Raw genomic sequence first — 24984 nt, 5'->3', positions numbered from 1 at the left:
GTGCCGCGACGAGCCGATCGGGGGACGGCTCGACCGGCCGACGGTACGGACGGGTCCGTGCCGGGCCTCCCGGACGCATCGACGCCTACGCCTCCACGCCGTCTCAGACAGTGATGTCCTTGGTCGTGAAGCGCGCCCAGGCCGCGGAGCCGAACACCGCCGCGTACACCGCTTGAAGGCCCAGATTCCTGACCAGCTCGTCCCAGTAGACCGGGTCGCGCAGCAGGTCGGTGAAGGACAGCCAGTAGTGCGGGAAGAGATACGGGTGGATCCCGTCCAGCTGCGGCATCGTGTCGAGGATCTGCACGGTGATCAGCACCCCGACGGTGGCCGCCATCGCGGCGATCCCGCTGTTGGTGAGCGTCGAGACGAAGAGACCCAGCGCCGCGAAGCCGGTGAGGGACACCGCCACCACGACCGCGATCAGTGCGGCCCGCAGCAGCCCCTCGCCGAAGCCGATCCGGGTCCCCGAGATCGTCGTGACCTCGCCGACGGGGAAGAGCAGCGCCCCGGCCGCGAGCGCGGACGCCGCCACGACCAGCGTGGCGACCAGACAGAACACCAGCACGGACGCGTACTTCGCGAGCAGCAGCCGGGTACGGCCGGCGGGCGCGACCAGCAGATAGCGCAGGGTGCCGCCGCTCGCCTCCCCCGCGACGGAGTCCCCCGCGATGACGCCGACGGCCATCGGGAGGAACACGGGGAGCGTCGCGGAGAGGGCCGCGAAGACCAGGAACAGGCCGTTGTTGGTGACCTGCGAGAGGAAGGCGGGGCCGCCGCCCGGCCCGCCCCGCGCGCCGCCGCCCGTCTCGATCCGGACGGCGATCCCGATGAGGACGGGCACGGCCGCCAGGACACCGAGCAGAGCCAGGGTGCGCCCCCGGCGGAGTGTGGTGACCAGTTCTGAGCGCAGGATCCCGAAGGTCCACAGCGCACGACGCGCCGCACGGGGTGCCGGGAGCGCCGTGAGTTCAGCCTGCGACATCGAATCCCTCTCCGGTGAGTGCGACGAAGGCGTCCTCCAGCGAGGCGCGTTCGACGCCGAAGGCGCGTACGCGGACGCCTGCCCGCACCAGGGCCGCGTTCAGGTCGGCCAGTTCCACCTCGCCGGGCGGCGCGTCGGCGCTCACCCGGTCCCCGTCGGTCACCAGGCCCGTCGCCCCGTACTCCGCGAGGACGCCGGCCGCGTCACCGGCGTCGGGGGTGGTCACGGCGAGCCGGCCACGGGCGCCTGCGGCGAGCGCGGCGACCGGGCCCTGGACGAGGAGCCGGCCGCGGGCCATCACCGCCGCGTGGGTGCAGACCTGTTCGATCTCGTCGAGCAGGTGCGAGGAGAGGAAGACGGTGGTGCCCTCGCCCGCCAGCTCCCTGACCAGGGCGCGGATCTCACGCATGCCCTGCGGGTCGAGTCCGTTGGTCGGTTCGTCCAGCACGAGCAGTCTGCGCGGCTGGAGGAGTGCGGCGGCCAGCCCGAGACGCTGCTTCATCCCGAGTGAGTACGCCTTGGCCTTCTTGCCCGCCGCCGACGCGAGCCCGACGCGTTCCAGGGCGTGCTCCACCCGTGCGCGCCGGGTGCGGGGATCGGCGGCCGGGTCGGCGGAGTCGAGTCGTACGAGGTTGTCGCGGCCGGTCAGGAACCCGTACAGCGCGGGTCCTTCGATGAGCGCGCCGACCTGCGGGAGCACCGTGCGGGCCGCGGCCGGCATGGGGTGGCCCAGGACGTGTGCGGTGCCGGAGGTCGGGGCGATGAGCCCCATGAGCATCCGGATCGTGGTGGTCTTGCCTGAGCCGTTGGGCCCGAGGAAGCCGAAGACACTTCCCGCGGGGACGGCGAGGTCCAGCCCGTCGACGGCGAGCTGTCCGCCGCGGTAGCGCTTGGTGAGCCCGCGCGTCCCGATCACCGCACCGTGCTCCGGCTCCGTGTCCGGCCCGGCCGTCGCGGCCGCTGTATCGGTCATGCGCACTCCCGGTCCTGTCCTGCCGTGCCCGGCATCCGCGGCCCGCGTCCGCCCCTGTCGCACGAACCGCCCCGCCGTACGGAGGGTACGGCGGGGCGGGGCGTACGGGGGTGTCCTACTTGGCGGTGTCGGCCGCCTTCACCAGCGCGTCCTTGGTGACCGCGCCGACATAGACCTTGCCGTCGTCCGTCATCAGGGCGTTGACCAGGCGCGTCTTGAAGAGCGTGCCCGAGCCGAAGTCGCCGGTGACCTTGTCGCCGAACGCGTCCAGGAACTGTAGCGCCTGTTCGGGTGCGCCATCGGAGCCCTGGGTGGGCAGCCCCGCCCCGCCCGGGATCTCGATCTTGGCGACGGCGGTCCAGCCCTCGCCGATGACGTTGGCGCCCTTGAAGCCCTCCAGTGCGCCCAGGTCCTTCTGCGCCTTGTCCGCCGCGCCCTTGTCCGCCGCGCCCTTCTTCTCGGCGCCCTTCTTCTCGGCGCCTGCCTTCGCCTCGTCGGCCTCGGTCACCTTCGCACCCTTGGGCGGGGTGAAGGAGAAGGAGGAGGCGTCGGGCTTCGCGAAGTCGACCTTCGTGAAGCCGGCGTCGACAGCGGCCTTGCCGCCGCTGCTCGGGGCGAGCGTGAACTTCAGCGGTACGCCGGTGGAGGCGTCGACCGCGACGGTGATGGAGCCGATCGTCGAACCGGACTGCTTCGGCTTGATCACGAGCTTGTAGGCGTCGCGCCCCGCCACCTGCGCCGTGCCGTCGACGGTGACCGACGTGGTGTCACCGACGGCGGCCAGGGCCTCGTCGGCGAACTGCTTCGGGGTGCCGGGCGCCGCCTTGTGGTCCGCGGCCTTGCCGCCCGCACGGGCCTTCCCTTCGGCCTGTGCGTGGTAGACCTCGTTGCTCTCGCTGTCGTAGCCCCAGATGTCGTCCCCGTTGTGGACGAGGCTGTACTCGGAGCCTTCGCCGAGGACCGAGAGGCGCTGCTTGTCCTCGCCGTCGACCGCGACCCGGAGCGTATGCGTCCCGGAGGCGAGCTCCATCAGCTTGGCGTCGGGGGACGCGCTCGCCCCATCCGACCCCGATCCCACTCCGGCGCCCTGGGCGAAGGAGCCCGCGAGCCCGCCGAGCGACGGGATGCCGAGGTCGGTGCTGACCTTCACCGTGCCGGAGAGCTGCTCCTCGTCCGACGCGGCGATCTTCTCGATGAGTTCCTGTGCGGTGATCTCCGGCAGATCCGGGTCTCCGGAGTCCGCGAGCGCCGGGACGAGTCCGATCGTCGCCGCCGCCACGCCCGCCACCGCGAGCGGGACGATGTAGCGCGCCGCCTTCCGACGGCCCACGACAGTGCCCGTGGCCTCGCCGTTGGTCTCTGCGCTGTCGTTCGGTGCCATGTGTGCTCTACCTCCGTGGTCGGCGGCTGTCATCCCGTTGCGCGTATCCACTCCCCGCCGCCATTCTCACCCGATGTGGTCAGGAGTGGTTGTTCTCCATCTGACCAAATCGGGCGGGGACAAGCGTCAGCCCCCGGGAGCAACTGTGCGTACCTCTACGGGATGACCCGAGTCAGAAGACCCTAGGGGTCAGCCCGCCCTGTGCACCACAGCGTCGCACAGCTCCTCGAGCGCGGCCTTGGCGTAGCACTCGGGCAGCGGTGCCAGCGTCGCCCGCGCCTCCTCGGCGTAGCGGACGGTGTCGCGCCGCGCCTGTTCGAGGGCCGGGTGGGCGCGCAGGGCGCTCAGCGCCTCGGCGAGCCGGGTGTCGTCGGCGAGGTCGCCGTCCAGCAGCGCCACGAGCTCCTTGTCCTGCGGACGGCCCTCGGCCAGTGCCCTGGCGCGCAGATGGAGGACCGGCAGGGTGGGGATGCCCTCGCGCAGGTCGGTGCCGGGCGTCTTGCCCGACTCGTGGGAGTCGGAGGCGATGTCCAGGACGTCGTCGGCGAGCTGGAAAGCGATGCCGAGGCGTTCGCCGTACTGGGTGAGGATGTCGACGACCGACTCGTCTGCCCCCGCCATCAGGGCGCCGAACCGGCCGGACACGGCGACCAGCGAGCCGGTCTTGCCGCCCAGCACGTCCATGTAGTGGTCGACGGGGTCGCGTCCGTCGCGCGGGCCCGCGGTCTCCAGGATCTGACCGGTGACCAGGCGCTCGAACGCCTCCGCCTGGATACGGACGGCCTCAGGCCCGAGGTCGGCCAGGATGTGCGAGGCACGGGCGAAGAGGAAGTCGCCCGTCAGGACCGCGAGCGAGTTGCCCCAGCGGCTGTTGGCGCTCTCCACCCCTCGGCGTACGTCCGCCTCGTCCATCACGTCGTCGTGGTACAGCGTCGCCAGGTGCGTCAGTTCGACGACCACGGCCGCGGGGACGACGCCCGGGGCGTCGGGGTCACCGAACTGGGAAGCGAGCATCACCAGCAGCGGCCGGAAGCGCTTGCCCCCCGCGCTGACGAGGTGCTGCGCGGCCTCCGTGATGAACGGGACCTCGCTTTTGGTGGCATCCAGAAGCCCCGCCTCGACAGCGGCCAAACCGGTCTGGACATCGGCCTCAAGAGCCTGGTCCCGCACGCTCAGTCCGAACGGCCCGACGACGGTCACGAGGGGATCTCCTGTCTGCTGACGATCACACGGATTGTCGATGTGTCGCTGTCCTCACTCAACTCAGCGTATCCGGTCCCCTTTGGATCACCGTGGGCGCCTTCCCGCCACCGCCGGTATGTTCGGCATCAGCTCATACGATCAGGAGTTGTCGCTTTGTCCCATGCCCCGGCCGATACGGAACCGGCCCAGCCACGGCCCGGAGACGATCACGCCTTCTTCGGTCAGCCCCGGGGCCTGATGACCCTGTCCGGTCTTGAGGTCTGGGAGCGTTTCTCGTTCCTCGGGATGCAGGCGATCCTGGTCCTCTTCTTCGCCGACACGGTGGCCGACGACGGCATGGGCATGGACCCGGGCACCGCCGCGTCCGTGTCCGCCGCCTACGGCACCCTGGTCTATCTGGTGTCGGTCGCGGGCGGCTGGCTGGCCGACCGGATCCTCGGTTCGTACCGCGCCGTCCTCTACGGCGGCATCCTCATCGCCTGCGGCCACTACTCCATGGCCGTGCCGACGGCCACGATGACCTGGGTGGGCCTCGGCCTGATCAGTGCGGGAACTGGCCTGCTCAAGCCGAATGTCGCCTCGATGGTCGGCAAGCTCTACAGCACCGACGACCAGCGCCGCGACGCCGGCTTCGCGCTCTACTACATGGGCATCAACATCGGCGCCTTCGCCGGGCCGCTGGTCACCGGATGGCTCGGCGACCACGCGGGCTGGCACTGGGGCTTCTCGGCCGCCGCGATCGGCATGACGTTCGGTCTGATCCAGTACGTCGCGGGCAGGCGTCACCTGGCCGGGCGAAAGCACACGGCGGAGTACGCGCTGGCCCCGGGGCCGATGCGCCGGGCCGTGCTGACGATCGTGGCCGGCGTCGTGGTGGCCGCCCTGGTGGCGACGGCCCTGGCGCTGGCCGGCCGGCTCACCATGGACCGGTTCGTCGACCTGCTCACCCTCGTCTCGGTGATCGCACCCGTCGTGTACTTCGCCGTGATGTTCAGGAGCCCCCGTGTCACCCCGGAGGAACGCGGCAGGCTCCGGCCGTACGTCGTGCTGTTCCTGGCCTCCGTCGTCTTCAACTTCATCCTCTTCCAGGCGTACTCGACGATGATGCTGCTCGCCTCGACGAACGCGCGTACGGAGATCTTCGGCTTCCGCTTCCCGGCGAGCTGGTACGCCTCCGCGCTGGGCGCCTTCGAGGTCGCGCTGGCGCCCGTCGTGGCCGCGGTCTGGGCGCGGATGGGGCCACGCCAGCCGCACGCCTCGAACAAGATCGCGATCGGGGTGATCCTCGGCGGGCTCTCCTTCCTCCTGATGGTCATCCCCACCTCGGGGCACTCCGACGAGACGTACAAGATGGCCGCCTGGTGGATCGTCGGCTCCTATCTCCTGCTCGGCCTCGGCGACATCCTGCTGGAGACCTCCGGCATGTCCGCCACCACGAAGCTCGCCCCCAAGGCCTTCGCCAGCCAGACGATGGCGCTGTGGTTCCTGTCCCTGGCCCTGGCCAACGGCATCCAGGCACAGATCGTGAAGCTCTACGGCGAGGTCTCCAACCCCGCCTACTTCGGTGTCAATGGCGCTATCGCGGTCGCGGCCGGTGTGGCCGTCATCGCCGCCGCTCCCTGGCTCAAGCGCACCATGCACCCCGTCCACTGAGGTACCACCATGCAGATCCGCACCGACTTCCCGTACGAGACCACCCATGAGGACCTCTACATCCCGCTCCCGGACGGGACCCAGCTGTACGCCAGGATCTGGCGGCCGGTCACCGACGAACCGGTGCCCGCCCTGCTGGAGTATCTGCCCTACCGGCTCAGCGACTGGACAGCGCCTCGCGACTGGCAGCGCCACCCCTGGTACGCGGGCCACGGCTACGCCTCCGTACGGGTCGACGTCCGCGGGCACGGCAACAGCGAGGGCATGCCGGGCGACGAGTACGACGCGACCGAGCTCGCCGACGGGGTCGCGGTCGTGCACTGGCTGGCCCGGCAGGAGTGGTGCTCGGGGAGGGTCGGGATGTTCGGCATCTCCTGGGGCGGCTTCAACTCGCTCCAGATCGCCGCGCTCGCCCCCGAGCCGCTGAAGGCGATCGTCACCGTGTGCTCGTCCGACGACCGCTACGACAACGACGTCCACTACATGGGCGGCTCCGTCCTCGGCGTGGACATGCACGCCTGGGCCTCCACCATGCTGGCCTTCGTCTCCCGGCCCCCGGACCCGGCGGACGTCGGCGACGACTGGCGGGACATGTGGCTGCGGCGGCTGGAAAAGGTGGAGCCGTTCATCCATACGTGGCTGGCGCACCAGACCCGCGACGCCTACTGGAAGCACGGCAGCGTCAGCGAGGACTACGGCGCCATCCGGGCGAAGGTCCTGGCGGTGGGCGGCTGGCACGACCCGTACCGCGACACCGTCCTCAGACTCGTCGAGCATCTGGCCCCGGAGCAGGTGCGCGGGCTGATCGGCCCCTGGTCGCACCAGTACCCGGACCGCGGACTGCCGCCGGGGCCCGCGATCGGCTTCCTCCAGGAGACGCTGCGCTGGTGGGACCAGCACCTCAAGGACGAGGACACCGGGGTGATGGACGAGCCCCTGTTGCGCTCCTGGATCAGCGGCTCGCACCCGCCCGCCACGGTCTACGAGACGCTGCCAGGACGCTGGGTCGGTGACGCGGCCTGGCCGTCGGAGAACGTCGCCCCGGTCACGTACGCCCTGGGGGGCGGCGAGCAGCTCGTCCGCTCGCCGCAGCAGACCGGACTCGACGCGGGCCGCTACTTCCCGTTCGGCAACGACGCCGACCTGCCGCCCGACCAGCGGGACGAGGACGCCAAATCCGTGTGCTTCGAGTTCCCGGTCGAGGACACCCCGATCGAGATCCTCGGCCGTCCACGGGTGACGCTCCTGGTCCGGATGGACGTACCGCGCGGCCAGGTGATCGCCCGGCTCTGCGACGTCGCCCCGGACGGGTCCTCCACCCTGGTGACCCGTGGGGCCCTCAACCTGGCCACCCGGCACGGGCGCGACCGCGCGGAGGACTGGCCCGTCGGAGAGACCGAGTACGTGAACTTCGAGCTGAACGGCATCGGGCACACCTTTCCGCCCGGCCATCGGATCAGGGTCGCCCTCTCGTCCTCGTACTGGCCGTGGATCTGGCCCCAGGCCGGTTCGGCGGGCTTCACGCTCCAGGCGGAGGGCAGCCTCGTCGAGCTCCCGGTGCGCCGGCACACCGAGGACCCGGGCATCACCTTCGGGGAACCCGAGCAGTCGGAGCCGCTCGGTGTCGTCCACCCGGCCACGCTCGACGAGCAGCGCCCCGAGCGTCTGGTGGTCAGGGACGTCGCCAAGGGCGAGTGGCGGCTCGAGGTCGACCCCCGCTACGGCGGCACGCGCGTCTACCCGGACGGTCTGGAGTTCACCGAGGACGCGCTGGAGACGTACACGATCCAGGAGGACGACCCGCTGTCGGCGCGCGCCCGTTCGGACTGGACGATCAGACTGCACCGGCCCGAGATGTCCTGGGACGTACGGATCGAGACGCATTCGGAGACCAGCGCCGACGCGGACGACTTCATCACGTCCAACGAGGTCGTGTGCAGGGACGGCGAAGAGATCGTCTTCCACCGGACCTGGGAGAAGCGGATCCCCCGCACGGCGGGCTGACCAGGGTTAACGCGTAACTTTCCGGGCATTACGCCTACTTGAGGCCCTGCCGCCGTCCGGCGGCGCCGACGTACCGTGTCCTCAAGCGACTGGAAAGGGGCAGCGACAGATGCCCGAGCAGAGCAGCCCGCTCGACCTGGCCGAGGGCGATCCCTTCGGTCCGCACAACCTTCCCTACGGCGTGTTCTCCACCCCTGGACACCCCGAGGACCGAAGGGTCGGAGTCCGTGTGGGCGCACACGTGCTGGACGCAGGAGCGGCGGCCCACGCACTCGGTTCGCCGTACGCCAGACTGCTGGCGCAGCCGAGCCTCATGCCACTCCTGGCGGCGGGGCGCACCGCGTGGCGGGATGTGAGGCGCGCGCTGACGGCGTGGGTGACGGTCCCGTCCCACCGCCCGGACCTGGAGCCGCTGCTGTATCCGCTGGACTCGGTGACCCTGCACCTGCCGTACGAGGTCGCGGACTACGTCGACTTCTACGCCAGCGAGCACCACGCCACCAACGTGGGGCGGATCTTCCGCCCCGACAGCGCGCCCCTCACCCCCAACTGGAAGCATCTGCCGATCGGTTACCACGGGCGGGCCGGCACGGTCGTCGTCTCGGGTACGGATGTGGTGCGCCCCTCGGGCCAGCGCAAGGCGCCGGCCGACCCCGCCCCCGTCTTCGGCCCCTCGGTGAAGCTGGACATCGAGGCCGAGGTCGGCTTCGTCGTCGGCGTCCCCTCGGAGCAGGGCTCCCCCGTGGCGCTCGGCGACTTCCGCGAGCACGTCTTCGGGCTCTCCCTGCTGAACGACTGGTCGGCGCGGGACATCCAGGCCTGGGAGTACGTGCCGTTGGGCCCCTTCCTCGGCAAGTCCTTCGCCACCTCCGTGTCGGCGTGGGTCACCCCGCTGGAGGCCCTGGACGCGGCCCGCACGCCGCCGCCCGCCCGCGACGCCGAGCTGCTCCCCTATCTTGAGGACGCGGACGACGAGGAGCCGGGCGGCTTCGACATCCGGATCTCGGTGGAGATCAACGGCCGGGCCGTCTCCGAGCCGCCGTTCGCCTCCATGTACTGGACGGCGGCCCAGCAGCTGGCGCAGATGACGGTGAACGGCGCCTCGCTGCGCACCGGCGACCTCTACGGTTCCGGCACCGTCAGCGGCGCTGAGCCCGCCCAGCGCGGCTCCCTGCTCGAACTGACCTGGAACGGCCGCGATCCGCTGGACCTGCCCGACGGCAAGCGGACGTTCCTGGAGGACGGCGACACCGTCACACTGACCGCCTGGGCACCCGGACCGCACGGCACGCGGGTCGGGCTCGGTGAGGTCACCGGGCAGATCACCGCCCGGTGATGCCACGGGGTGCCCGGGCAGCGGGTGTCCGGGCAGCGGGCGCCGGGATCGGGCATCCCGGTGGCAGATCCTCGTCCGCCCGGCGGAACGTAGCTGGTGACGGCGGCCGGGGTCTCGGTGGACCCGGCCGGTCCGCCGGCGGGGGCCGTGACCGACCCGTCCCGTGAGGTCCGGGTGGCCGCCGCGAAGGGCCTGGCAGCCACCCGCTCCCCGGCCCCGGAATCACTGGCTCCCCTGCTGTGCGCCCTCTCCGATCCGGCCTGGCAGGAGCCCGGCCCCGCTCACTCGAACTCCGGCGGCTCCTCGTCCCAGCCGAACTCCGGGTTCGTGTCCTGGGCCGGGGTCCTGGCGGGTGGCACCGAGGTGCGGGCCGCCGGTACGGGGACCGCCTCCGGGGCCGGGGCAGCCGGGGCGGGGGCCGCCTCCGGGGCCGCGTCTCCCAGCCCGGCCAGCACCTCCAGCACCCCCTCGCCGTACGTCGCGAGCTTCTTCTCGCCCAGGCCGCTGACGCCGCCCAGCTCCGCCAGGGATCCGGGGCGCAGCGCGGCGATCTCCCGCAGCGTCGCGTCGTGGAAGATCACATACGCCGGGAGGCCCAGCTCCTTGGCCTGGGCGCCGCGCCAGGCGCGCAGCGCCTCGAAGACCGGGACCGCCTCCGCCGGGAGGTCGGCCACCGCCGCGGCCGACTTGGCCTTGCGCTCACCCGAACCGCCGGAGCGGGTCGTCGGCCGCTTCGGTTCCTTGCGCAGCAGCACCTCGCGCTCCCGGCCGAGCACGGAGGCGCTCTCCTCGGTCAGCACCAGCGTGCCGTACTCCCCCTCGACGGCGAGCAGCCCCTGCGCCAGCAGCTGGCGCACCACACCCCGCCACTCCGCCTCGGCCAGCTCCTCGCCGATACCGAAGACGGAGAGCTGGTCATGGTCGAACTGGATGACCTTGGCGGACCTGCGGCCCAGCAGGATGTCGATGATCTGCCCGGCCCCGAACTTCTGGTTACGCTCCCGCTTCAGCCTGACCACCGTGGACAGCAGCTTCTGGGAGACGACCGTGCCGTCCCAGGTCTCGGGCGGGCTGAGGCAGGTGTCGCAGTTCCCACAGGTCTGCTCGCCGGGCTCCTGGCCGAAGTACGTCAGGAGCTGGGCCCGCCGGCACTGGACGGTCTCGCAGAGCGCCAGCATCGAGTCGAGGTGCGAGGCGGCCCTGCGCCGGAAGGCCTCGTCGCCCTCTCCGCCCTGGATCAGCTTGCGCTGCTGGACGACGTCCTGGAGGCCATATGCCATCCAGGCCGTGGAGGGTGCGCCGTCACGCCCCGCGCGGCCGGTCTCCTGGTAGTACCCCTCGACGGACTTGGGCAGGTCCAGGTGGGCGACGAAGCGCACGTCCGGCTTGTCGATGCCCATCCCGAAGGCGATCGTCGCGACGACGACCAGGCCCTCCTCCCGCAGGAAGCGCGACTGGTGGGCGGCGCGCGTGCCGGCGTCAAGACCCGCGTGGTACGGCACGGCCTCGACGCCGTTGCGGCAGAGGTACTCGGCGACCTTCTCCGTCGAGTTGCGCGAGAGGCAGTAGACGATGCCGGCGTCCCCCGCGTGCTCCTCCTTGAGGAAGGTCAGCAGCTGCTTCTTCGGGTCGGACTTCCCCACCACGCGGTACTGGATGTTGGGCCGGTCGAAGCTGGCCACGAAGTGCCTGGCGTCGGGCATGCCGAGCCGCTGCGTGATCTCCCGGTGCGTGGCGTCGGTCGCCGTGGCCGTCAGCGCGATGCGGGGTACGCCGGGCCAGCGCTCGCCCAGGACGGACAGGGCCAGATAGTCGGGGCGGAAGTCGTGGCCCCACTGGGCGACGCAGTGCGCCTCGTCGATGGCGAAGACGGAGATCTCACCGCGGGCCAGCAGCGCGAGCGTCGAGTCGAGGCGCAGCCGCTCGGGGGCCAGATACAGCACGTCGAGCTCCCCCGCGACGAACTGGGCCTCCATCGAGCGGCGCTCGTCGAAGTCCTGCGTGGAGTTCATGAAGCCCGCGCGGACGCCGAGCGCGCGCAGGGCGTCCACCTGGTCCTGCATGAGCGCGATCAGCGGGGAGATCACGACGCCTGTGCCGGGCCTGACGAGGGCGGGGATCTGGTAGCAGAGGGACTTGCCGCCGCCGGTGGGCATGAGCACGACGGCGTCGCCGCCCTCGACCACATGCTCGATCACCGCGCCCTGCTCGCCGCGGAAGGTCTCGTACCCGAACACCCGGTGCAGCGTCTGCTGCGCGGCACTCTCGGTCGTCACACTCATGGTCGCGCCCGTCCGTCCGTTCACCCGCTTCACCCGTCACCGGCAACCATAGGCGCCGCCTACGACAACGCCGGCCGGGCTTGACTTTCCAAGGCCCGTCCGGCGTCGCTGCGTGCTTTTCCCGCTACCGCACGAACACACCAGCCTGGCTCGCCAGGTCGAGGAAGTACTGCGGGGCGAGGCCCAGCACCAGGGTCACGGCGACCCCGACGCCGATCGTGGTCATCGTCAGCGGGGACGGGACGGCGACCGTGGGGCCGTCCGCCTTCGGCTCGCTGAAGAACATCAGGACGATGACCCGGATGTAGAAGAACGCGGCGATGGCCGACGAGATCACACCGACCACGACGAGACCGCCCGCACCGCCGTCCGCCGCCGCCTTGAAGACGGCGAACTTGCCGGAGAAGCCCGAGGTGAGCGGGATACCGGCGAAGGACAGCAGGAACACGGCGAAGACCGCAGCCGTCAGCGGTGAGCGCCGGCCGAGTCCGGCCCACTTCGACAGGTGCGTCGCCTCGCCGCCCGCGTCCCGCACCAGGGTGACGACGGCGAAGGCGCCGACGGTCACGAAGGAGTACACCCCGAGGTAGAAGAGGACCGAGGAGACACCCTCCGGGCTGGCCGCGATGACACCGGCGAGGATGAACCCCGCGTGGGCGATCGAGGAGTAGGCCAGGAGCCGCTTGATGTCGGTCTGGGTGATCGCGACGATCGCCCCGCCCAGCATCGTGACGATCGCGACGGCCCACATGACGGGACGCAGGTCCCAGGTGAGGCCGGGCAGCACCACGTACAGCAGGCGCAGCAGCGCGCCGAACGCGGCGACCTTCGTGGCGGCGGCCATGAAGCCGGTGACCGGGGTCGGGGCCCCTTGGTAGACGTCCGGGGTCCACATGTGGAACGGGACCGCGCCGACCTTGAAGAGCAGGCCCATGAGGATCATGGCGCCGCCGATCAGCAGCAGCGCGTCGTTGCCCATGGTGTCGGCGAGCGCCGGGTCGATGTTCTGGACGGTGCCGTCGACGACGTTCGCGATGCCCGCGTAGGAGACGGTGCCCGCGTATCCGTAGAGCAGGGCGATCCCGAAGAGCAGGAAGGCCGAGGAGAAGGCGCCGAGCAGGAAGTACTTCACGGCGGCTTCCTGTGACATGAGCCGCTTCCGGCGGGCGACGGCACACAGGAGGTAGAGCGGGAGCGAGAAGACCTCGAGCGCCACGAAGAGCGTCAGGAGGTCGTTGGCCGCCGGGAAGACCAGCATGCCCGCCACGGCGAACAGGGCCAGCGGGAAGACCTCGGTCGTGGTGAAACCTGCCTTGACCGCGGCCTTCTCCCCGTCGCTGCCGGGCACCGAACCGGCCTGGGCGGCGAAGGAGTCCACGCGGTTGCCGTGGGCTGCCGGGTCCAGGCGCCGCTCGGCGAACGTGAACACGGAGACCATCGAGACCAGCAGGATGGTGCCCTGGAGGAACAGGGCGGGTCCGTCGACGGCGACGGCGCCCATCGCGGCGATGTGCGCGTTCTTCGTGGCGTATCCGTCGGCCGCGAGCCCCACCACCGCGGCGAACGCGGCGGCGATGGCGACGATCGTCAGGAACACCTGGGTGGTGTAGCGCGCCCGTCGCGGGACGAAGGCCTCCACCAGGACCCCGATGACGGCGGCACCGACCACGATCATGACGGGTGCCAGCTGGGCGTACTCGATGGTCGGTGCGGTGATCTTGTCGCCCGGGGCAGCCGAAGTCACCCCGCCCGCCGTCGTCCACAGGCTGTGGACAGCTGTTGCGCTCACTTGGCGGCCTCCACCTCGGGCTGGGGGTCCTTCTTCTGTACGTCGTGCATGGTGTGCTGGACCGCCGGGTTGACGACCTCGGTGAGCGGCTTCGGGAAGACACCCAGGAAGATCAGCAGGGCGATCAGCGGCAGGGCCACCGCCAGCTCACGGACCTTGAGGTCGGGCATGCCCCCGACCCCCTCCCTGACCGGTCCCGTCATCGTCCGCTGGTAGAGGACGAGGACGTACAGCGCGGCGAGCACGATGCCGACGGTGGCGATGACGCCGACCACCGGATACGCGCTGAACGCGCCGACCAGGACCAGGAACTCACTCACGAACGGGGCGAGTCCGGGCAGCGACAGGGTGGCCAGACCGCCGACGAGGAAGGTTCCCGCCAGGATGGGAGCCACCTTCTGCACCCCGCCGTAGTCGGAGATGAGCCGCGACCCCCGCCGGGTGATCAGGAATCCGGCGACGAGCATCAGCGCGGCCGTCGAGATCCCGTGGTTGACCATGTAGAGCGTGGCACCGGACTGGCCCTGGCTGGTCATCGCGAAGATGCCGAGCACGATGAAGCCGAAGTGCGAGATCGACGCGTAGGCGATGAGCCGCTTGATGTCCCGCTGGCCCACGGCGAGCAGGGCGCCGTAGACGATGGAGATCAGCGCCAGGACGAGGATCACCGGCGTGGCCCACTTGCTGGCCTCCGGGAACAGCTGGAGGCAGAAGCGGAGCATCGCGAAGGTGCCGACCTTGTCGACGACCGCGGTGATCAGGACGGCCACCGGGGTGGTCGCCTCCCCCATGGCGTTGGGCAGCCAGGTGTGCAGCGGCCACAGCGGGGCCTTCACCGCGAAGGCGAAGAAGAACCCGAGGAACAGCCACCGCTCGGTGGAGGTCGCCATGTTCAGCGATCCGTTGGCGCGGGCCTCGGCGATCTCGGAGAGCGAGAAGCTCCCCGCGACGACGTAGAGCCCGATGACGGCGGCCAGCATGATGAGGCCGCCGGCCAGGTTGTAGAGGAGGAACTTCACGGCCGCGTAGCTGCGTTGCGCCGCGGCGTTCTCGTCGCTCCCCGAGTGCGCCCGGTCCCCGAAGCCGCCGATGAGGAAGTACATCGGGATGAGCATGGCTTCGAAGAGGATGTAGAAGAGGAAGACGTCGGTGGCCACGAAGGACAGGATCACCATCGCTTCCACCATCAGGATCAGGGCGAAGAAGCCCTGGGTGGGGCGCCAGCGACTGGAGTGTGTTTCCAGGGGATCGGCGTCGTGCCAGCCGGCCAGGATGACGAAGGGGATCAGCAGCGCGGTGAGCGCGAGGAGCGCCACCCCGATGCCGTCGACGCCCAGTTCGTAACGGACGCCGAAGTCCTTGATCCAGGCGTGCGACTCGGTGATCTGGTAGCGCTCGCCGCCCGGTTCGAAGCGGGCGAACACGATGCCGGCCAGGACGAGCGTGGCCAGCGAGACGACCAGGGCGAGCCACTTGGCCGCGGTGCGCCGGGCGGCCGGGACGGCGGCGGTGGCGATCGCGCCGACCGCCGGAAGCGCCGCCGTCACTGTCAGGAGGGGAAAGGACATGGGATCAGACCGCCCTCATCAGCAGGGTCGCGGCGATGAGGACCGCCGCACCGCCGAACATCGAGACCGCGTAGGAGCGGGCGTAGCCGTTCTGCAGCTTGCGCAGCCGGCCGGAGAGCCCGCCCATCGAGGCGGCCGTGCCGTTGACGACACCGTCGACCAGGGTGTGGTCGAGGTAGACCAGGGAGCGGGTGAGGTGTTCGCCGCCGCGCACCAGGACCACATGGTTGAAGTCGTCCTGGAGGAGATCCCGGCGGGCCGCCCTGGTGAGCAGGGAGCCGCGCGGGGCGACGGCGGGGACGGGCCTGCGCCCGTACATCGCCCAGGCGATGGCGACACCGATGACCAGCACCACCATGGTGGCGGCGGTGACGGTGGTCGCGCTGACCGGGGCGTGTCCGTGGTCGTGTCCTGTGACGGGCTCCAGCCAGTGCATGAACCGGTCGCCGATGGAGAAGAAGCCTCCGGCGAAGACCGACCCGAAGGCCAGCACGATCATCGGGACCGTCATGGACTTCGGTGACTCGTGCGGGTGCGGTTCGTGGCCCTCCGCGTCCGGCTGCCAGCGCTTCTCGCCGAAGAACGTCAGCAGCATCACGCGCGTCATGTAGAACGCGGTGATCGCGGCGCCCAGCAGGGTGACCGCGCCGAGGATCCAGCCCTCGGTGCCGCCCTTGGCGAAGGCCGCCTCGATGATCTTGTCCTTGGAGAAGAAGCCGGACAGACCCGGGAAGCCGATGATCGCGAGATAGCCGAGGCCGAAGGTGACGAAGGTGACCGGCATGAACTTCCGCAGACCGCCGTACTTCCGCATGTCCACCTCGTCGTTCATGCCGTGCATGACCGAACCGGCCCCGAGGAAGAGCCCGGCCTTGAAGAAGCCGTGCGTCACCAGGTGCATGATCGCGAAGACGTAGCCGATGGGGCCGAGGCCCGCGGCGAGGATCATGTAGCCGATCTGCGACATCGTCGACCCGGCGAGGGCCTTCTTGATGTCGTCCTTCGCGCAACCGACGATCGCACCGAAGAGAAGCGTGACGGCGCCGACGACCACGACGACCAGCTGGGCGTCCGGCGCCGCGTTGAAGATGGCGCCGGAGCGGACGATCAGATAGACGCCCGCGGTCACCATCGTGGCGGCGTGGATGAGGGCCGAGACCGGGGTCGGGCCCTCCATCGCGTCACCGAGCCAGGACTGCAACGGCACCTGGGCCGACTTGCCGCAGGCGGCGAGGAGCAGCATCAGGCCGATCGCGGTGAGCTTGCCCTGGCCGGTGTCCCCGGTCGCTTCGAGGACCGGCCCGAAGGCGAACGTCCCGAAGGTGGTGAACATCAGCATGATCGCGATGGACAGGCCCATGTCGCCGACCCGGTTGACCAGGAAGGCCTTCTTCGCGGCGGTGGCCGCGCTGGGCTTGTGCTGCCAGAAGCCGATGAGCAGGTACGACGCCAGACCGACGCCCTCCCACCCGACGTACAGCAGGAGGTAGTTGTCGGCGATGACCAGGATGAGCATCGCCGCGAGGAACAGATTCAGATAGCCGAAGAACCGGCGTCGGCGCTCGTCGTGCTCCATGTAGCCGATGGAGTAGATGTGGATCAGCGTGCCCACACCCGTGATCAGCAGGACGAACGTCATCGACAACTGGTCGAGCTGGAAGGCCACATCGGCCTGGAACCCCTCGACGGGGATCCAGCTGAACAGCTTCTGGTGCAGGGCGCGGTCCTCGGCGCCCTTGCCCAGCATGTCGGTGAACAGCACGACACCGACGACGAACGACGCGGCGGCGAGCGCCGTGCCGATCCAGTGGCCGGCCCGGTCGAGCCGACGGCCGCCGCAGAGCAGGACCGCCGCTCCGAGCAGGGGCGCCGCGACCAGCAGCGCAATCAGGTTTTCCACGATTCCGACCCCTTACAGCTTCATCAGGCTGGCGTCGTCGACCGAGGCCGAGTGGCGGGAGCGGAAGAGCGACACGATGATCGCGAGCCCGATGACGACCTCGGCGGCGGCGACGACCATCGTGAAGAACGCGATGATCTGGCCGTCGAGGTTGCCGTGCATCCGGGAGAACGCGACGAGCGTGAGGTTGCAGGCGTTGAGCATCAGCTCGATGCACATGAACACCACGATCGCGTTCCGCCTGATCAGCACGCCGGAGGCGCCGATCGTGAACAAAAGGGCCGCGAGGTAGAGGTAGTTGACGGGATTCACTTGGCGACCTCCTCCTCTTCTTCCGCCTGGTCACGGGATGGTCCGCGGTCGGGAGCCGGTGTGCGGTCACGGCCGAGCCGCTCCCCCGAGCGCTGTTCCAGCGCCTTGAGATCGGCGAGCGACTCGTCGGACACATCGCGGATCTGGCCGCGCCGGCGCAGCGTCTGCATGACGGTGAGCTCGGACGGGGTGCCGTCCGGGAGCAGTCCCGCGATGTCCACGGCGTTGTGCCGGGCGTAGACCCCCGGGGCCGGCAGCGGCGGCACATGGCTGCTGCGCACCCGCTCCTGGGAGAGCTCCCGCTGTGTCCTGGGCCGCTCGGTGCGCTCGCGGTGCGTGAGCAGCATCGCGCCGACGGTCGCCGTGATCAGCAGTGCACCGGTGATCTCGAACGCGAAGACGTACTTGGTGAAGATGAGGTTGGCGAGGCCCTCGACGTTTCCGCCGTGCCGGGTGTTCGCCGCTCCCAGGCCGTTGAAGCTCTTCAGCGACGCCTGCCCGATGCCGGCGATCAGGAGGATGCCGAACCCGAGTCCGCAGGCGGCGGCCAGCCAGCGCTGGCCCTTGAGCGTCTCCTTGAGCGAGTCCGCCGCCGTGACGCCGACGAGCATGACCACGAAGAGGAACAGCATCATGATCGCGCCGGTGTAGACGACGATCTGGACGATGCCCAGGAAGTAGGCGCCGTTGGCGAGGTAGAAGACCGCCAGCACGATCATGGTGCCGGCGAGCGACAGCGCGCTGTGCACCGCCCTCTTCACCAGGACGGTGGAGAGGGCACCGATGACCGCGACGGTGCCGAGGATCCAGAACTGGACGGCCTCGCCGGTCGAGGTGGCCGCTGCGGCCAGGGTGGCGCTCACGCCTCCACCCCCTGGTCCGATTCACCCTTGGACACGGCGACCTGGCGCTCGGCGCCGGGTGCCGCCTCGGTCACCACACCGCGGTAGTAGTCCTGTTCGTCCATGCCGGGGAAGATCGCGTGCGGGCTGTCGACCATGCCCTCCTCGAGCCCCGCGAGCAGCTCGTCCTTGGTGTAGATGAGGCTCTCGCGGGTGGTGTTGGCGAGCTCGAATTCATTGGTCATGGTCAGTGCCCTGGTGGGGCACGCCTCGATGCAGAGCCCGCACAGGATGCAGCGCGCGTAGTTGATCTGGTAGACGCGGCCGTAACGCTCTCCCGGGGAGTAGCGCTCCTCCTCGGTGTTGTCCGCGCCCTCCACATAGATCGCGTCCGCGGGACACGCCCAGGCGCACAGCTCGCAGCCGATGCACTTCTCCAGCCCGTCCGGGTGGCGGTTGAGCTGGTGCCGGCCGTGGAAGCGCGGCGCTGTCACCTTCTGCGTTTCCGGGTACTGCTCGGTGAGCCGCTTCTTGAACATGGCCTTGAAGGTCACGCCGAAGCCGGCCACAGGATTCTGGAACTTCTCCCCTGAGGGTTCTGATGACTCAGACACCGTCAGCCTCCCTTCCGTCACTCGAACTTCCGGCACTCGAACTTCCGGCACCCACATGGTCGTCACTCTGAGTATCCGGCCCGCCACTGACAACGAGCTCCCGTTCCCGTCGCGGGCGCCGTCGCGGCACCGGTGGCAGGGACTGCCCGGGCAGTGGTGGCACGGGATAGCCGCCGGCCATCGGGTCGAACGCCGGCTCAGGACCGGCCGCCTCCTCCGCTGCCTTGGCCTGCCGGTCGCGGAAGATGTCGACGACGAAGGAGATCAGCAGGACCGCGATCACGGCCCCTGCGACGTACAGAAGGATCTTCGAGTAGTCGTAGCCCTCGTTGTTCAGCGCCCTGACGGTGGCGACCAGCATCAGCCAGACCACGGAGACCGGGATCAGGACCTTCCAGCCGAGCTTCATCAGCTGGTCGTAGCGGACGCGGGGCAGGGTGCCGCGCAGCCAGATGAAGAAGAACAGGAGCAGCTGCACCTTGATGACGAACCAGAGCATCGGCCACCAGCCGTGGTTCGCGCCCTCCCAGAAGGTGCTGATCGGGTACGGAGCCCGCCAGCCGCCCAGGAAGAGGGTCGCGGAGACCGCGGAGACCGTGACCATGTTGACGTACTCGGCGAGCATGAACATCGCGAACTTGATCGAGGAGTACTCGGTGTTGAAGCCGCCGACCAGGTCGCCCTCGGACTCCGGCATGTCGAACGGTGCACGGTTGGTCTCACCGACCATCGTGATGACGTAGATGATGAAGGAGACCGGCAGCAGGAGGATGAACCAGCGGTCCTCCTGCGCCGCCACGATCTCCGACGTCGACATCGAGCCCGAGTAGAGGAAGACCGAGGCGAACGCGGCGCCCATCGCGATCTCGTAGCTGATCATCTGGGCGCAGGAGCGCAGACCGCCGAGCAGCGGGTACGTCGACCCGGAGGACCAGCCGGCCAGCACGATGCCGTAGATCCCGACGGAGGCGACCGCGAGGATGTACAGCATCGCGATCGGCAGGTCGGTCAGCTGCATCGTCGTACGGTGGCCGAAGATCGAGACCTCGTTGCCCGCAGGGCCGAACGGGATCACCGCGATCGCCATGAACGCCGGTGCTGCGGCCACGACCGGGGCCAGGATGTACACGACCTTGTCGGCCCGCTTGACGACGACGTCTTCCTTGAGCATCAGCTTGATGCCGTCGGCGAGGGACTGGAGCAGACCCCAGGGGCCGTGCCGGTTCGGGCCGACGCGCAGCTGCATCCAGGCGACGACCTTGCGTTCCCACACGATGGCGAACAGCACGGTCACCATCAGGAACGCGAAGCAGAACACCGCCTTGACGACGACGAGCCACCACGGGTCCGTACCGAACATCGAGAGGTCCTCGGCGGCCAGGACGGTGCCCTGCGGTGCCGCGGCGAGTTGGGCGAGGCCGGTCACTCTCCTACCTCCGTTGTCACGACGTGCGAGCCCGGCGCGGCCGGGCCGATCCGGACCAGTCCGCCCGGCTGGGCGCCGGTGTCGGCGGGAACGCCCCGGCCGACGGAGTTGAGCGGCACCCACACCACCCGGTCCGGCATCTCGGTCACCGTCAGCGGGAGTTCGGTGGTGCCGGCGGGGCCGGTGACGGCCAGCAGATCGCCGTCCTTCACTCCGGACTCGGCCGCGGTGGCCGGGGAGAGCCGGGCGACGGCCGCGTGCCGGGTCCCGGCCAGCGCCTCGTCGCCCTCCTGGAGCCGGCCCCGGTCGAGCAGCATCCGGTGGCCCGCGAGGACCGCCTCGCCGTCACCGGCCCTGGGCACCGGGCTGGACGTCACCCGCGGGTCGTCGGCGAACCCGTCCTCCCGGCCACCGAGGCGGTCGAGCTCGCCCCTGGCCGCCTTCAGATCGGGCAGGCCCAGGTGTACGTCGAGGGCGTCGGCCAGCATGTGCAGCACCCGCGCGTCGGTCGGGCAGAGCGTCCTCGGCAGCTGCTCGGGCTTCAGCGCGGCCTCGAACATCCGCGCCCTGCCCTCCCAGTTGAGGAAGGTGCCGGACTTCTCCGCGACGGCCGCGACGGGAAGGACCACGTCGGCGCGGTCCGTAACCGCGCCGGGCCGCAGCTCGAGCGAGACCAGGAAGCCGACCTCGTCCAGCGCCCGCAGCGCCCCCGCCGGGTCCGGCAGGTCCTCGGGGTCGACCCCCGCGACCAGCAGCGCGGCCAGTTCGCCGGTGGCTGCGGCCTCCACGATCTGGCCGGTGTCACGGCCGAAGCGGGCGGGGAGCTCGGCGACGCCCCACAGGGAAGCCACCTCCTGACGGGCCCGCGGGTCCGTCGCGGGACGGCCGCCGGGCAGCAGCGACGGGATCGCGCCCGCCTCCAGCGCGCCGCGCTCGCCGGCCCTGCGCGGGATCCACACCAGTGCGGCGCCGGTCGCCGTGGCGGTGCGCAGCGCGGCGGTCAGTCCGCCCGGCACCGCGGCGAGCCGCTCGCCCACCACGATCACGGCGCCATCGCCGCGCAGCGCCTCGGCCGCCACCGTGCCTTCGGTCTCCAGACCGACTCCGCCCGCGAGTGCGTCCAGCCACGCGGTCTCGGTACCCGGTGCGGCGGGGAGCAGGGTGCCGCCCGCCTTCTCCAGGCCCCGGCTGGTGTGCGAGGCGAGCGCGAACGTCCGCTGCCCGTGCTTACGGAAGGCCTTGCGGAGCCGCAGGAAGACGCCGGGCGCCTCCTCCTCGGACTCGAAGCCGGCCAGCAGAACCGCCGGCGCCTTCTCCAGCACGCTGTAGGTGACCCCGCTGCCGTCCAGGTCACGGCCGCGCCCGGCCACCCGTGCGGCGAGGAAGTCGGCCTCCTCACCGCTGTGGACCCTGGCCCGGAAGTCGATGTCGTTGGTGTCGAGGGCGACCCGGGCGAACTTGCTGTACGCGTAGGCGTCCTCGACGGTCAGCCGGCCGCCGGTGAGCACCCCGGTCCTGCCGCGCGCCCCCGAGAGACCGGCCGCCGCGGCTTCCAGCGCCTCCGGCCAGCTCGCCGGCTCCAGCACACCCTCCGCGTTGCGTACGAGCGGAGTGGTGAGCCGGTCGCGCTGCTGGGCGTAGCGGAAGCCGAAGCGACCCTTGTCGCAGAGCCACTCCTCGTTGACCTCGGGCTCGTTGGCGGCGAGCCGCCGCATCACCTTGCCGCGCCGGTGGTCGGTCCTGGTCGCGCAGCCGCCGGCGCAGTGCTCGCACACCGAGGGCGTCGACACCAGGTCGAAGGGCCGGGAACGGAAGCGGTACGCCGACGAGGTCAGCGCCCCGACCGGGCAGATCTGGATGGTGTTGCCGGAGAAGTACGACTCGAAGGGGTCGCCCTCACCGGTACCGACCTGCTGGAGCGCGCCGCGCTCGATCAGCTCGATCATCGGGTCGCCCGCCACCTGGTTGGAGAACCGGGTGCAGCGTGCGCAGAGCACGCACCGCTCACGGTCCAGCAGCACCTGGGTGGAGATGGGCACGGGCTTCTCGAAGGTGCGCTTCTTCCCGTCGAAGCGGGAGTCGGCGCCGCCGTGCGACATGGCCTGGTTCTGCAGGGGGCACTCACCGCCCTTGTCGCAGACCGGGCAGTCCAGCGGGTGGTTGATGAGCAGAAGCTCCATCACCCCCTTCTGGGCCTTCTCCGCGACGGGCGAGGTGATCTGCGACTTCACGACCATGCCGTCGGTGCAGGTGATGGTGCAGGAGGCCATCGGCTTGCGCTGGCCCTCGACCTCGACGATGCACTGCCGGCAGGCGCCGGCCGGGTCGAGGAGCGGATGGTCGCAGAAGCGCGGAATCTCGATGCCGAGGAGTTCGGCGGCCCGGATGACCAGGGTCCCCTTGGGGACGCTGATCTCGATGCCGTCGATGGTCAGCGTGACCAGGTCCTCGGGCGGAACGGCCGCCTCGCCGCCCCCGGAGGGCGCACTCGTCGTGACTGTCATGCGTTCACCCCCCGGTGAGCGTTCTTGTCGTCCTCGTCGTCGGCCCAGAGGGTCGACCTGGCCGGATCGAAGGGGCAGCCCTTGCCGGTGATGTGCTGCTCGTACTCCTCACGGAAGTACTTCAGGGAGGAGAAGATCGGCGAGGCCGCGCCGTCGCCGAGGGCGCAGAAGGACTTGCCGTTTATGTTGTCGGCGATGTCGTTGAGCTTGTCGAGGTCCGCCATCTCGCCCTTGCCGGCCTCGATGTCGCGGAGCAACTGGACCAGCCAGTAGGTCCCTTCGCGGCAGGGCGTGCACTTGCCGCAGGACTCATGAGCGTAGAACTCGGTCCAGCGGGTGACGGCGCGCACCACACAGGTGGTCTCGTCGAAGCACTGGAGCGCCTTGGTACCGAGCATGGAGCCGGCGGCGCCGACGCCCTCGTAGTCCAGGGGGACGTCGAGGTGCTCGTCGGTGAACATCGGGGTGGAGGAACCGCCCGGTGTCCAGAACTTCAGGCGGTGCCCGGCCCGGATTCCGCCGCTCATGTCGAGCAGCTGGCGCAGGGTGATGCCGAGCGGGGCCTCGTACTGGCCGGGGCTGGTGACGTGCCCGCTGAGCGAGTACAGCGTGAAGCCAGGGGACTTCTCGCTGCCCATCGATTTGAACCAGTCCTTGCCCCTGTTCAGGATCGCGGGAACCGAGGCGATGGACTCGACGTTGTTCACCACGGTGGGGCAGGCGTACAGACCGGCGACCGCGGGGAAGGGAGGGCGAAGCCGGGGCTGGCCACGCCGTCCTTCGAGCGAGTCGAGCAGGGCGGTCTCCTCACCGCAGATGTAGGCACCGGCACCCGCGTGCACCGTGAGTTCGAGGTCGAGCCCCGAACCCAGGATGTTCGTCCCCAGGTAGCCCGCCTCCTTCGCCTCACGCACCGCCTCGTGCAGCCGCCGCAGTACGGGGACGACTTCGCCGCGCAGATAGATGAAGGCGTGCGAGGAGCGGATCGCGTAACAGGCGATCACGATGCCCTCGATGAGGCTGTGGGGGTTCGCGAAGAGGAGCGGGATGTCCTTGCAGGTCCCCGGCTCCGACTCGTCGGCGTTGACCACGAGGTAGTGCGGCTTGCCGTCACCCTGCGGGATGAACTGCCACTTCATCCCGGTGGGGAAGCCCGCGCCCCCGCGTCCGCGCAGACCGGAGTCCTTGACGTACGCGATGAGGTCGTCGGGCTCCATGGCGAGGGCCTTGCGCAGTCCCTCGTATCCGTCGTGGCGGCGGTAGGTGTCCAGCGTCCAGGGCTCGGGCTCGTCCCAGAAGGCGGAGAGGACCGGGGCCAGAAGCTTCTCCGGGCTTGTCCCGTTCTTGTCGATCTCGGCGGCCAAGGTCATCACTCCCCCTCCTCGGCTGCCGGCCCGGCCGGGTGCTCCGGGTCGGAGGCCGACGTCTGCTGCGGTGCGTCGTGCGAGCTGAGGTGCTCGGCGCCCTTCTGCGGTGCGTCCCGGGGTGTCTCGCCGCGCTGTCCGACCACACGGGCCCCCGGTCCCGCCTCGCCCTTGGCGAGCTTCAGTCCGGCCAGCGAGGCCGCGCCCGCTCCGCCGCCGGCCTCGACGGCGCCGGGGCGCTCGTCGGGGAAGCCGGCCAGGATCCGGGCCGTCTCCTTGTACGAGCACAGGGGGGCGCCGCGGGTGGGTTCGACGGTGCGCCCCGCGATCAGGTCGTCGACGAGCTGTGTCGCGCTCCGGGGCGTCTGGTTGTCGAAGAACTCCCAGTTGACCATCACGACGGGCGCGAAGTCGCAGGCCGCGTTGCACTCGATGTGTTCGAGGGTGACCTTGCCGTCCTCGGTTGTCATGTCGGACCCGTCGTCGCCGACGCCCAGGTGCTCCTTGAGCCGGTCGAAGATGGCGTCACCACCCATGACGGCGCAGAGCGTGTTGGTGCAGACGCCGACCTGGTAGTCGCCGCTCGGCTTGCGCCTGTACATCGTGTAGAAGGTGGCGACCGCGGTGACCTCGGCCGTGGTGAGGCCGAGCTGGTCGGCGCAGAAGGCCATGCCCGTACGGGAGACGTATCCCTCCTCGGACTGCACCAGGTGCAGCAGCGGCAGGAGAGCCGAACGGCTGCCGGGGTAGCGGGCGATCACCTCCTTCGCGTCCGCTTCGAGCCGGGCGAGCACCTCGGCCGGGTAGGCGGGGGCGGGGAGCTGCGGCATCCCCAGGCTGACTTCTTG

The 24984-nt window shown here is 70.2% G+C and carries 18 protein-coding genes; 3 read left to right on the top strand and 15 right to left on the bottom strand.

From position 1 onward, the window contains the following. Positions 1-103: 103 nt before the first annotated feature. The 4 genes from AB0C75_RS31550 to AB0C75_RS31535 all read right to left on the bottom strand — a co-directional run bounded on the left by AB0C75_RS31550 (position 104) and on the right by AB0C75_RS31535 (position 4539). Positions 104-985, bottom strand: a complete 882-nt coding sequence (locus tag AB0C75_RS31550) for an ABC transporter permease (protein WP_362895243.1) — start codon at positions 983-985, stop codon at positions 104-106. Beyond that, entirely contained in the window at positions 972-1958 is a 987-nt protein-coding gene (locus AB0C75_RS31545) for an ABC transporter ATP-binding protein (protein ID WP_362895241.1), read from the bottom strand. Before AB0C75_RS31545 ends, AB0C75_RS31550 begins: the two co-directional genes overlap by 14 nt. A 115-nt stretch (positions 1959-2073) precedes the next feature. Continuing rightward, positions 2074-3339, bottom strand: coding sequence for a DUF2092 domain-containing protein (locus AB0C75_RS31540; protein WP_362895239.1), 1266 nt, complete (start codon positions 3337-3339; stop codon positions 2074-2076). 189 nt (positions 3340-3528) lie between these two features. Beyond that, the gene (locus AB0C75_RS31535) at positions 3529-4539 is read right to left on the bottom strand and encodes a polyprenyl synthetase family protein (protein ID WP_362895237.1); all 1011 of its coding nucleotides are present in this window, start codon (positions 4537-4539) and stop codon (positions 3529-3531) included. Positions 4540-4695: 156 nt separating this feature from the next. On the opposite strand from AB0C75_RS31535, the gene AB0C75_RS31530 reads away from it, so the two are divergent. From AB0C75_RS31530 to fahA, 3 genes are all read left to right on the top strand, one after another. Continuing rightward, positions 4696-6195 (top strand): peptide MFS transporter, encoded by a 1500-nt coding sequence (locus tag AB0C75_RS31530; protein ID WP_362895235.1) that lies wholly within the window; start codon positions 4696-4698, stop codon positions 6193-6195. A 9-nt stretch (positions 6196-6204) separates the two neighbouring features. Continuing rightward, on the top strand, positions 6205-8199 hold the full coding sequence (locus tag AB0C75_RS31525) for a CocE/NonD family hydrolase (RefSeq protein ID WP_362895233.1): 1995 nt from the start codon (positions 6205-6207) through the stop codon (positions 8197-8199). 109 nt (positions 8200-8308) lie between these two features. Further along, complete coding sequence (fahA, locus tag AB0C75_RS31520; protein ID WP_362895231.1) at positions 8309-9535, top strand: fumarylacetoacetase; 1227 nt, start codon at positions 8309-8311, stop codon at positions 9533-9535. A gap of 281 nt (positions 9536-9816) precedes the next feature. On the opposite strand, the gene recQ is transcribed toward fahA, so the two are convergent. From recQ to nuoE, 11 genes are all read right to left on the bottom strand, one after another. Then, positions 9817-11817 (bottom strand): DNA helicase RecQ, encoded by a 2001-nt coding sequence (recQ, locus tag AB0C75_RS31515; protein WP_362895229.1) that lies wholly within the window; start codon positions 11815-11817, stop codon positions 9817-9819. Between the two features lie 124 nt (positions 11818-11941). Further along, positions 11942-13606, bottom strand: coding sequence for an NADH-quinone oxidoreductase subunit NuoN (gene nuoN / locus AB0C75_RS31510; RefSeq protein ID WP_362895227.1), 1665 nt, complete (start codon positions 13604-13606; stop codon positions 11942-11944). Then, on the bottom strand, positions 13603-15174 hold the full coding sequence (locus tag AB0C75_RS31505; protein ID WP_362895225.1) for an NADH-quinone oxidoreductase subunit M: 1572 nt from the start codon (positions 15172-15174) through the stop codon (positions 13603-13605). The genes nuoN and AB0C75_RS31505 overlap by 4 nt, the downstream gene beginning before the upstream one ends. Positions 15175-15178: 4 nt before the next feature. Beyond that, the gene (nuoL, locus tag AB0C75_RS31500; RefSeq protein ID WP_362895223.1) at positions 15179-17074 is read right to left on the bottom strand and encodes an NADH-quinone oxidoreductase subunit L; all 1896 of its coding nucleotides are present in this window, start codon (positions 17072-17074) and stop codon (positions 15179-15181) included. Between the two features lie 12 nt (positions 17075-17086). After that, a complete protein-coding gene (nuoK, locus tag AB0C75_RS31495; protein ID WP_099173920.1) occupies positions 17087-17386 on the bottom strand; it encodes an NADH-quinone oxidoreductase subunit NuoK in 300 nt (99 codons plus the stop codon). Further along, positions 17383-18249: an NADH-quinone oxidoreductase subunit J gene (locus AB0C75_RS31490; RefSeq protein WP_362895221.1), complete on the bottom strand. Its 867-nt coding sequence runs from the start codon at positions 18247-18249 to the stop codon at positions 17383-17385. Before AB0C75_RS31490 ends, nuoK begins: the two co-directional genes overlap by 4 nt. Continuing rightward, the gene (gene nuoI / locus AB0C75_RS31485; protein WP_362895219.1) at positions 18246-18842 is read right to left on the bottom strand and encodes an NADH-quinone oxidoreductase subunit NuoI; all 597 of its coding nucleotides are present in this window, start codon (positions 18840-18842) and stop codon (positions 18246-18248) included. Before nuoI ends, AB0C75_RS31490 begins: the two co-directional genes overlap by 4 nt. Beyond that, positions 18835-20268 (bottom strand): NADH-quinone oxidoreductase subunit NuoH, encoded by a 1434-nt coding sequence (nuoH, locus tag AB0C75_RS31480; RefSeq protein ID WP_362895217.1) that lies wholly within the window; start codon positions 20266-20268, stop codon positions 18835-18837. Before nuoH ends, nuoI begins: the two co-directional genes overlap by 8 nt. Next, a complete protein-coding gene (locus AB0C75_RS31475) occupies positions 20265-22772 on the bottom strand; it encodes an NADH-quinone oxidoreductase subunit G (protein WP_362895215.1) in 2508 nt (835 codons plus the stop codon). Before AB0C75_RS31475 ends, nuoH begins: the two co-directional genes overlap by 4 nt. Further along, positions 22769-24142, bottom strand: a complete 1374-nt coding sequence (gene nuoF / locus AB0C75_RS31470; protein WP_362895213.1) for an NADH-quinone oxidoreductase subunit NuoF — start codon at positions 24140-24142, stop codon at positions 22769-22771. Before nuoF ends, AB0C75_RS31475 begins: the two co-directional genes overlap by 4 nt. Next, positions 24142-24966 carry an NADH-quinone oxidoreductase subunit NuoE gene (nuoE, locus tag AB0C75_RS31465; RefSeq protein ID WP_362895262.1) on the bottom strand — a complete coding sequence of 275 codons (825 nt, stop codon included), beginning with the start codon at positions 24964-24966 and terminating at the stop codon, positions 24142-24144. Before nuoE ends, nuoF begins: the two co-directional genes overlap by 1 nt. Between the last annotated feature and the right edge of the window lie 18 nt (positions 24967-24984).

Source organism: Streptomyces sp. NPDC048565, from assembly GCF_040650935.1.
In the GTDB taxonomy this organism is placed as follows: domain Bacteria; phylum Actinomycetota; class Actinomycetes; order Streptomycetales; family Streptomycetaceae; genus Streptomyces.
This window is presented reverse-complemented; position numbering and strand designations above follow the sequence as displayed.

Coding starts and splice junctions, on each gene's coding strand:
- AB0C75_RS31550 (WP_362895243.1), bottom strand. CDS start 985: ATGTCGCAGGCTGAACTCACGGCGCTCCCGGCACCCCGTGCGGCGCGT.
- AB0C75_RS31545 (WP_362895241.1), bottom strand. CDS start 1,958: ATGACCGATACAGCGGCCGCGACGGCCGGGCCGGACACGGAGCCGGAG.
- AB0C75_RS31540 (WP_362895239.1), bottom strand. CDS start 3,339: ATGGCACCGAACGACAGCGCAGAGACCAACGGCGAGGCCACGGGCACT.
- AB0C75_RS31525 (WP_362895233.1), top strand. CDS start 6,205: ATGCAGATCCGCACCGACTTCCCGTACGAGACCACCCATGAGGACCTC.
- fahA (WP_362895231.1), top strand. CDS start 8,309: ATGCCCGAGCAGAGCAGCCCGCTCGACCTGGCCGAGGGCGATCCCTTC.
- recQ (WP_362895229.1), bottom strand. CDS start 11,817: ATGAGTGTGACGACCGAGAGTGCCGCGCAGCAGACGCTGCACCGGGTG.
- AB0C75_RS31505 (WP_362895225.1), bottom strand. CDS start 15,174: ATGTCCTTTCCCCTCCTGACAGTGACGGCGGCGCTTCCGGCGGTCGGC.
- AB0C75_RS31475 (WP_362895215.1), bottom strand. CDS start 22,772: ATGACAGTCACGACGAGTGCGCCCTCCGGGGGCGGCGAGGCGGCCGTT.
- nuoF (WP_362895213.1), bottom strand. CDS start 24,142: ATGACCTTGGCCGCCGAGATCGACAAGAACGGGACAAGCCCGGAGAAG.
- nuoE (WP_362895262.1), bottom strand. CDS start 24,966: ATGCCGCAGCTCCCCGCCCCCGCCTACCCGGCCGAGGTGCTCGCCCGG.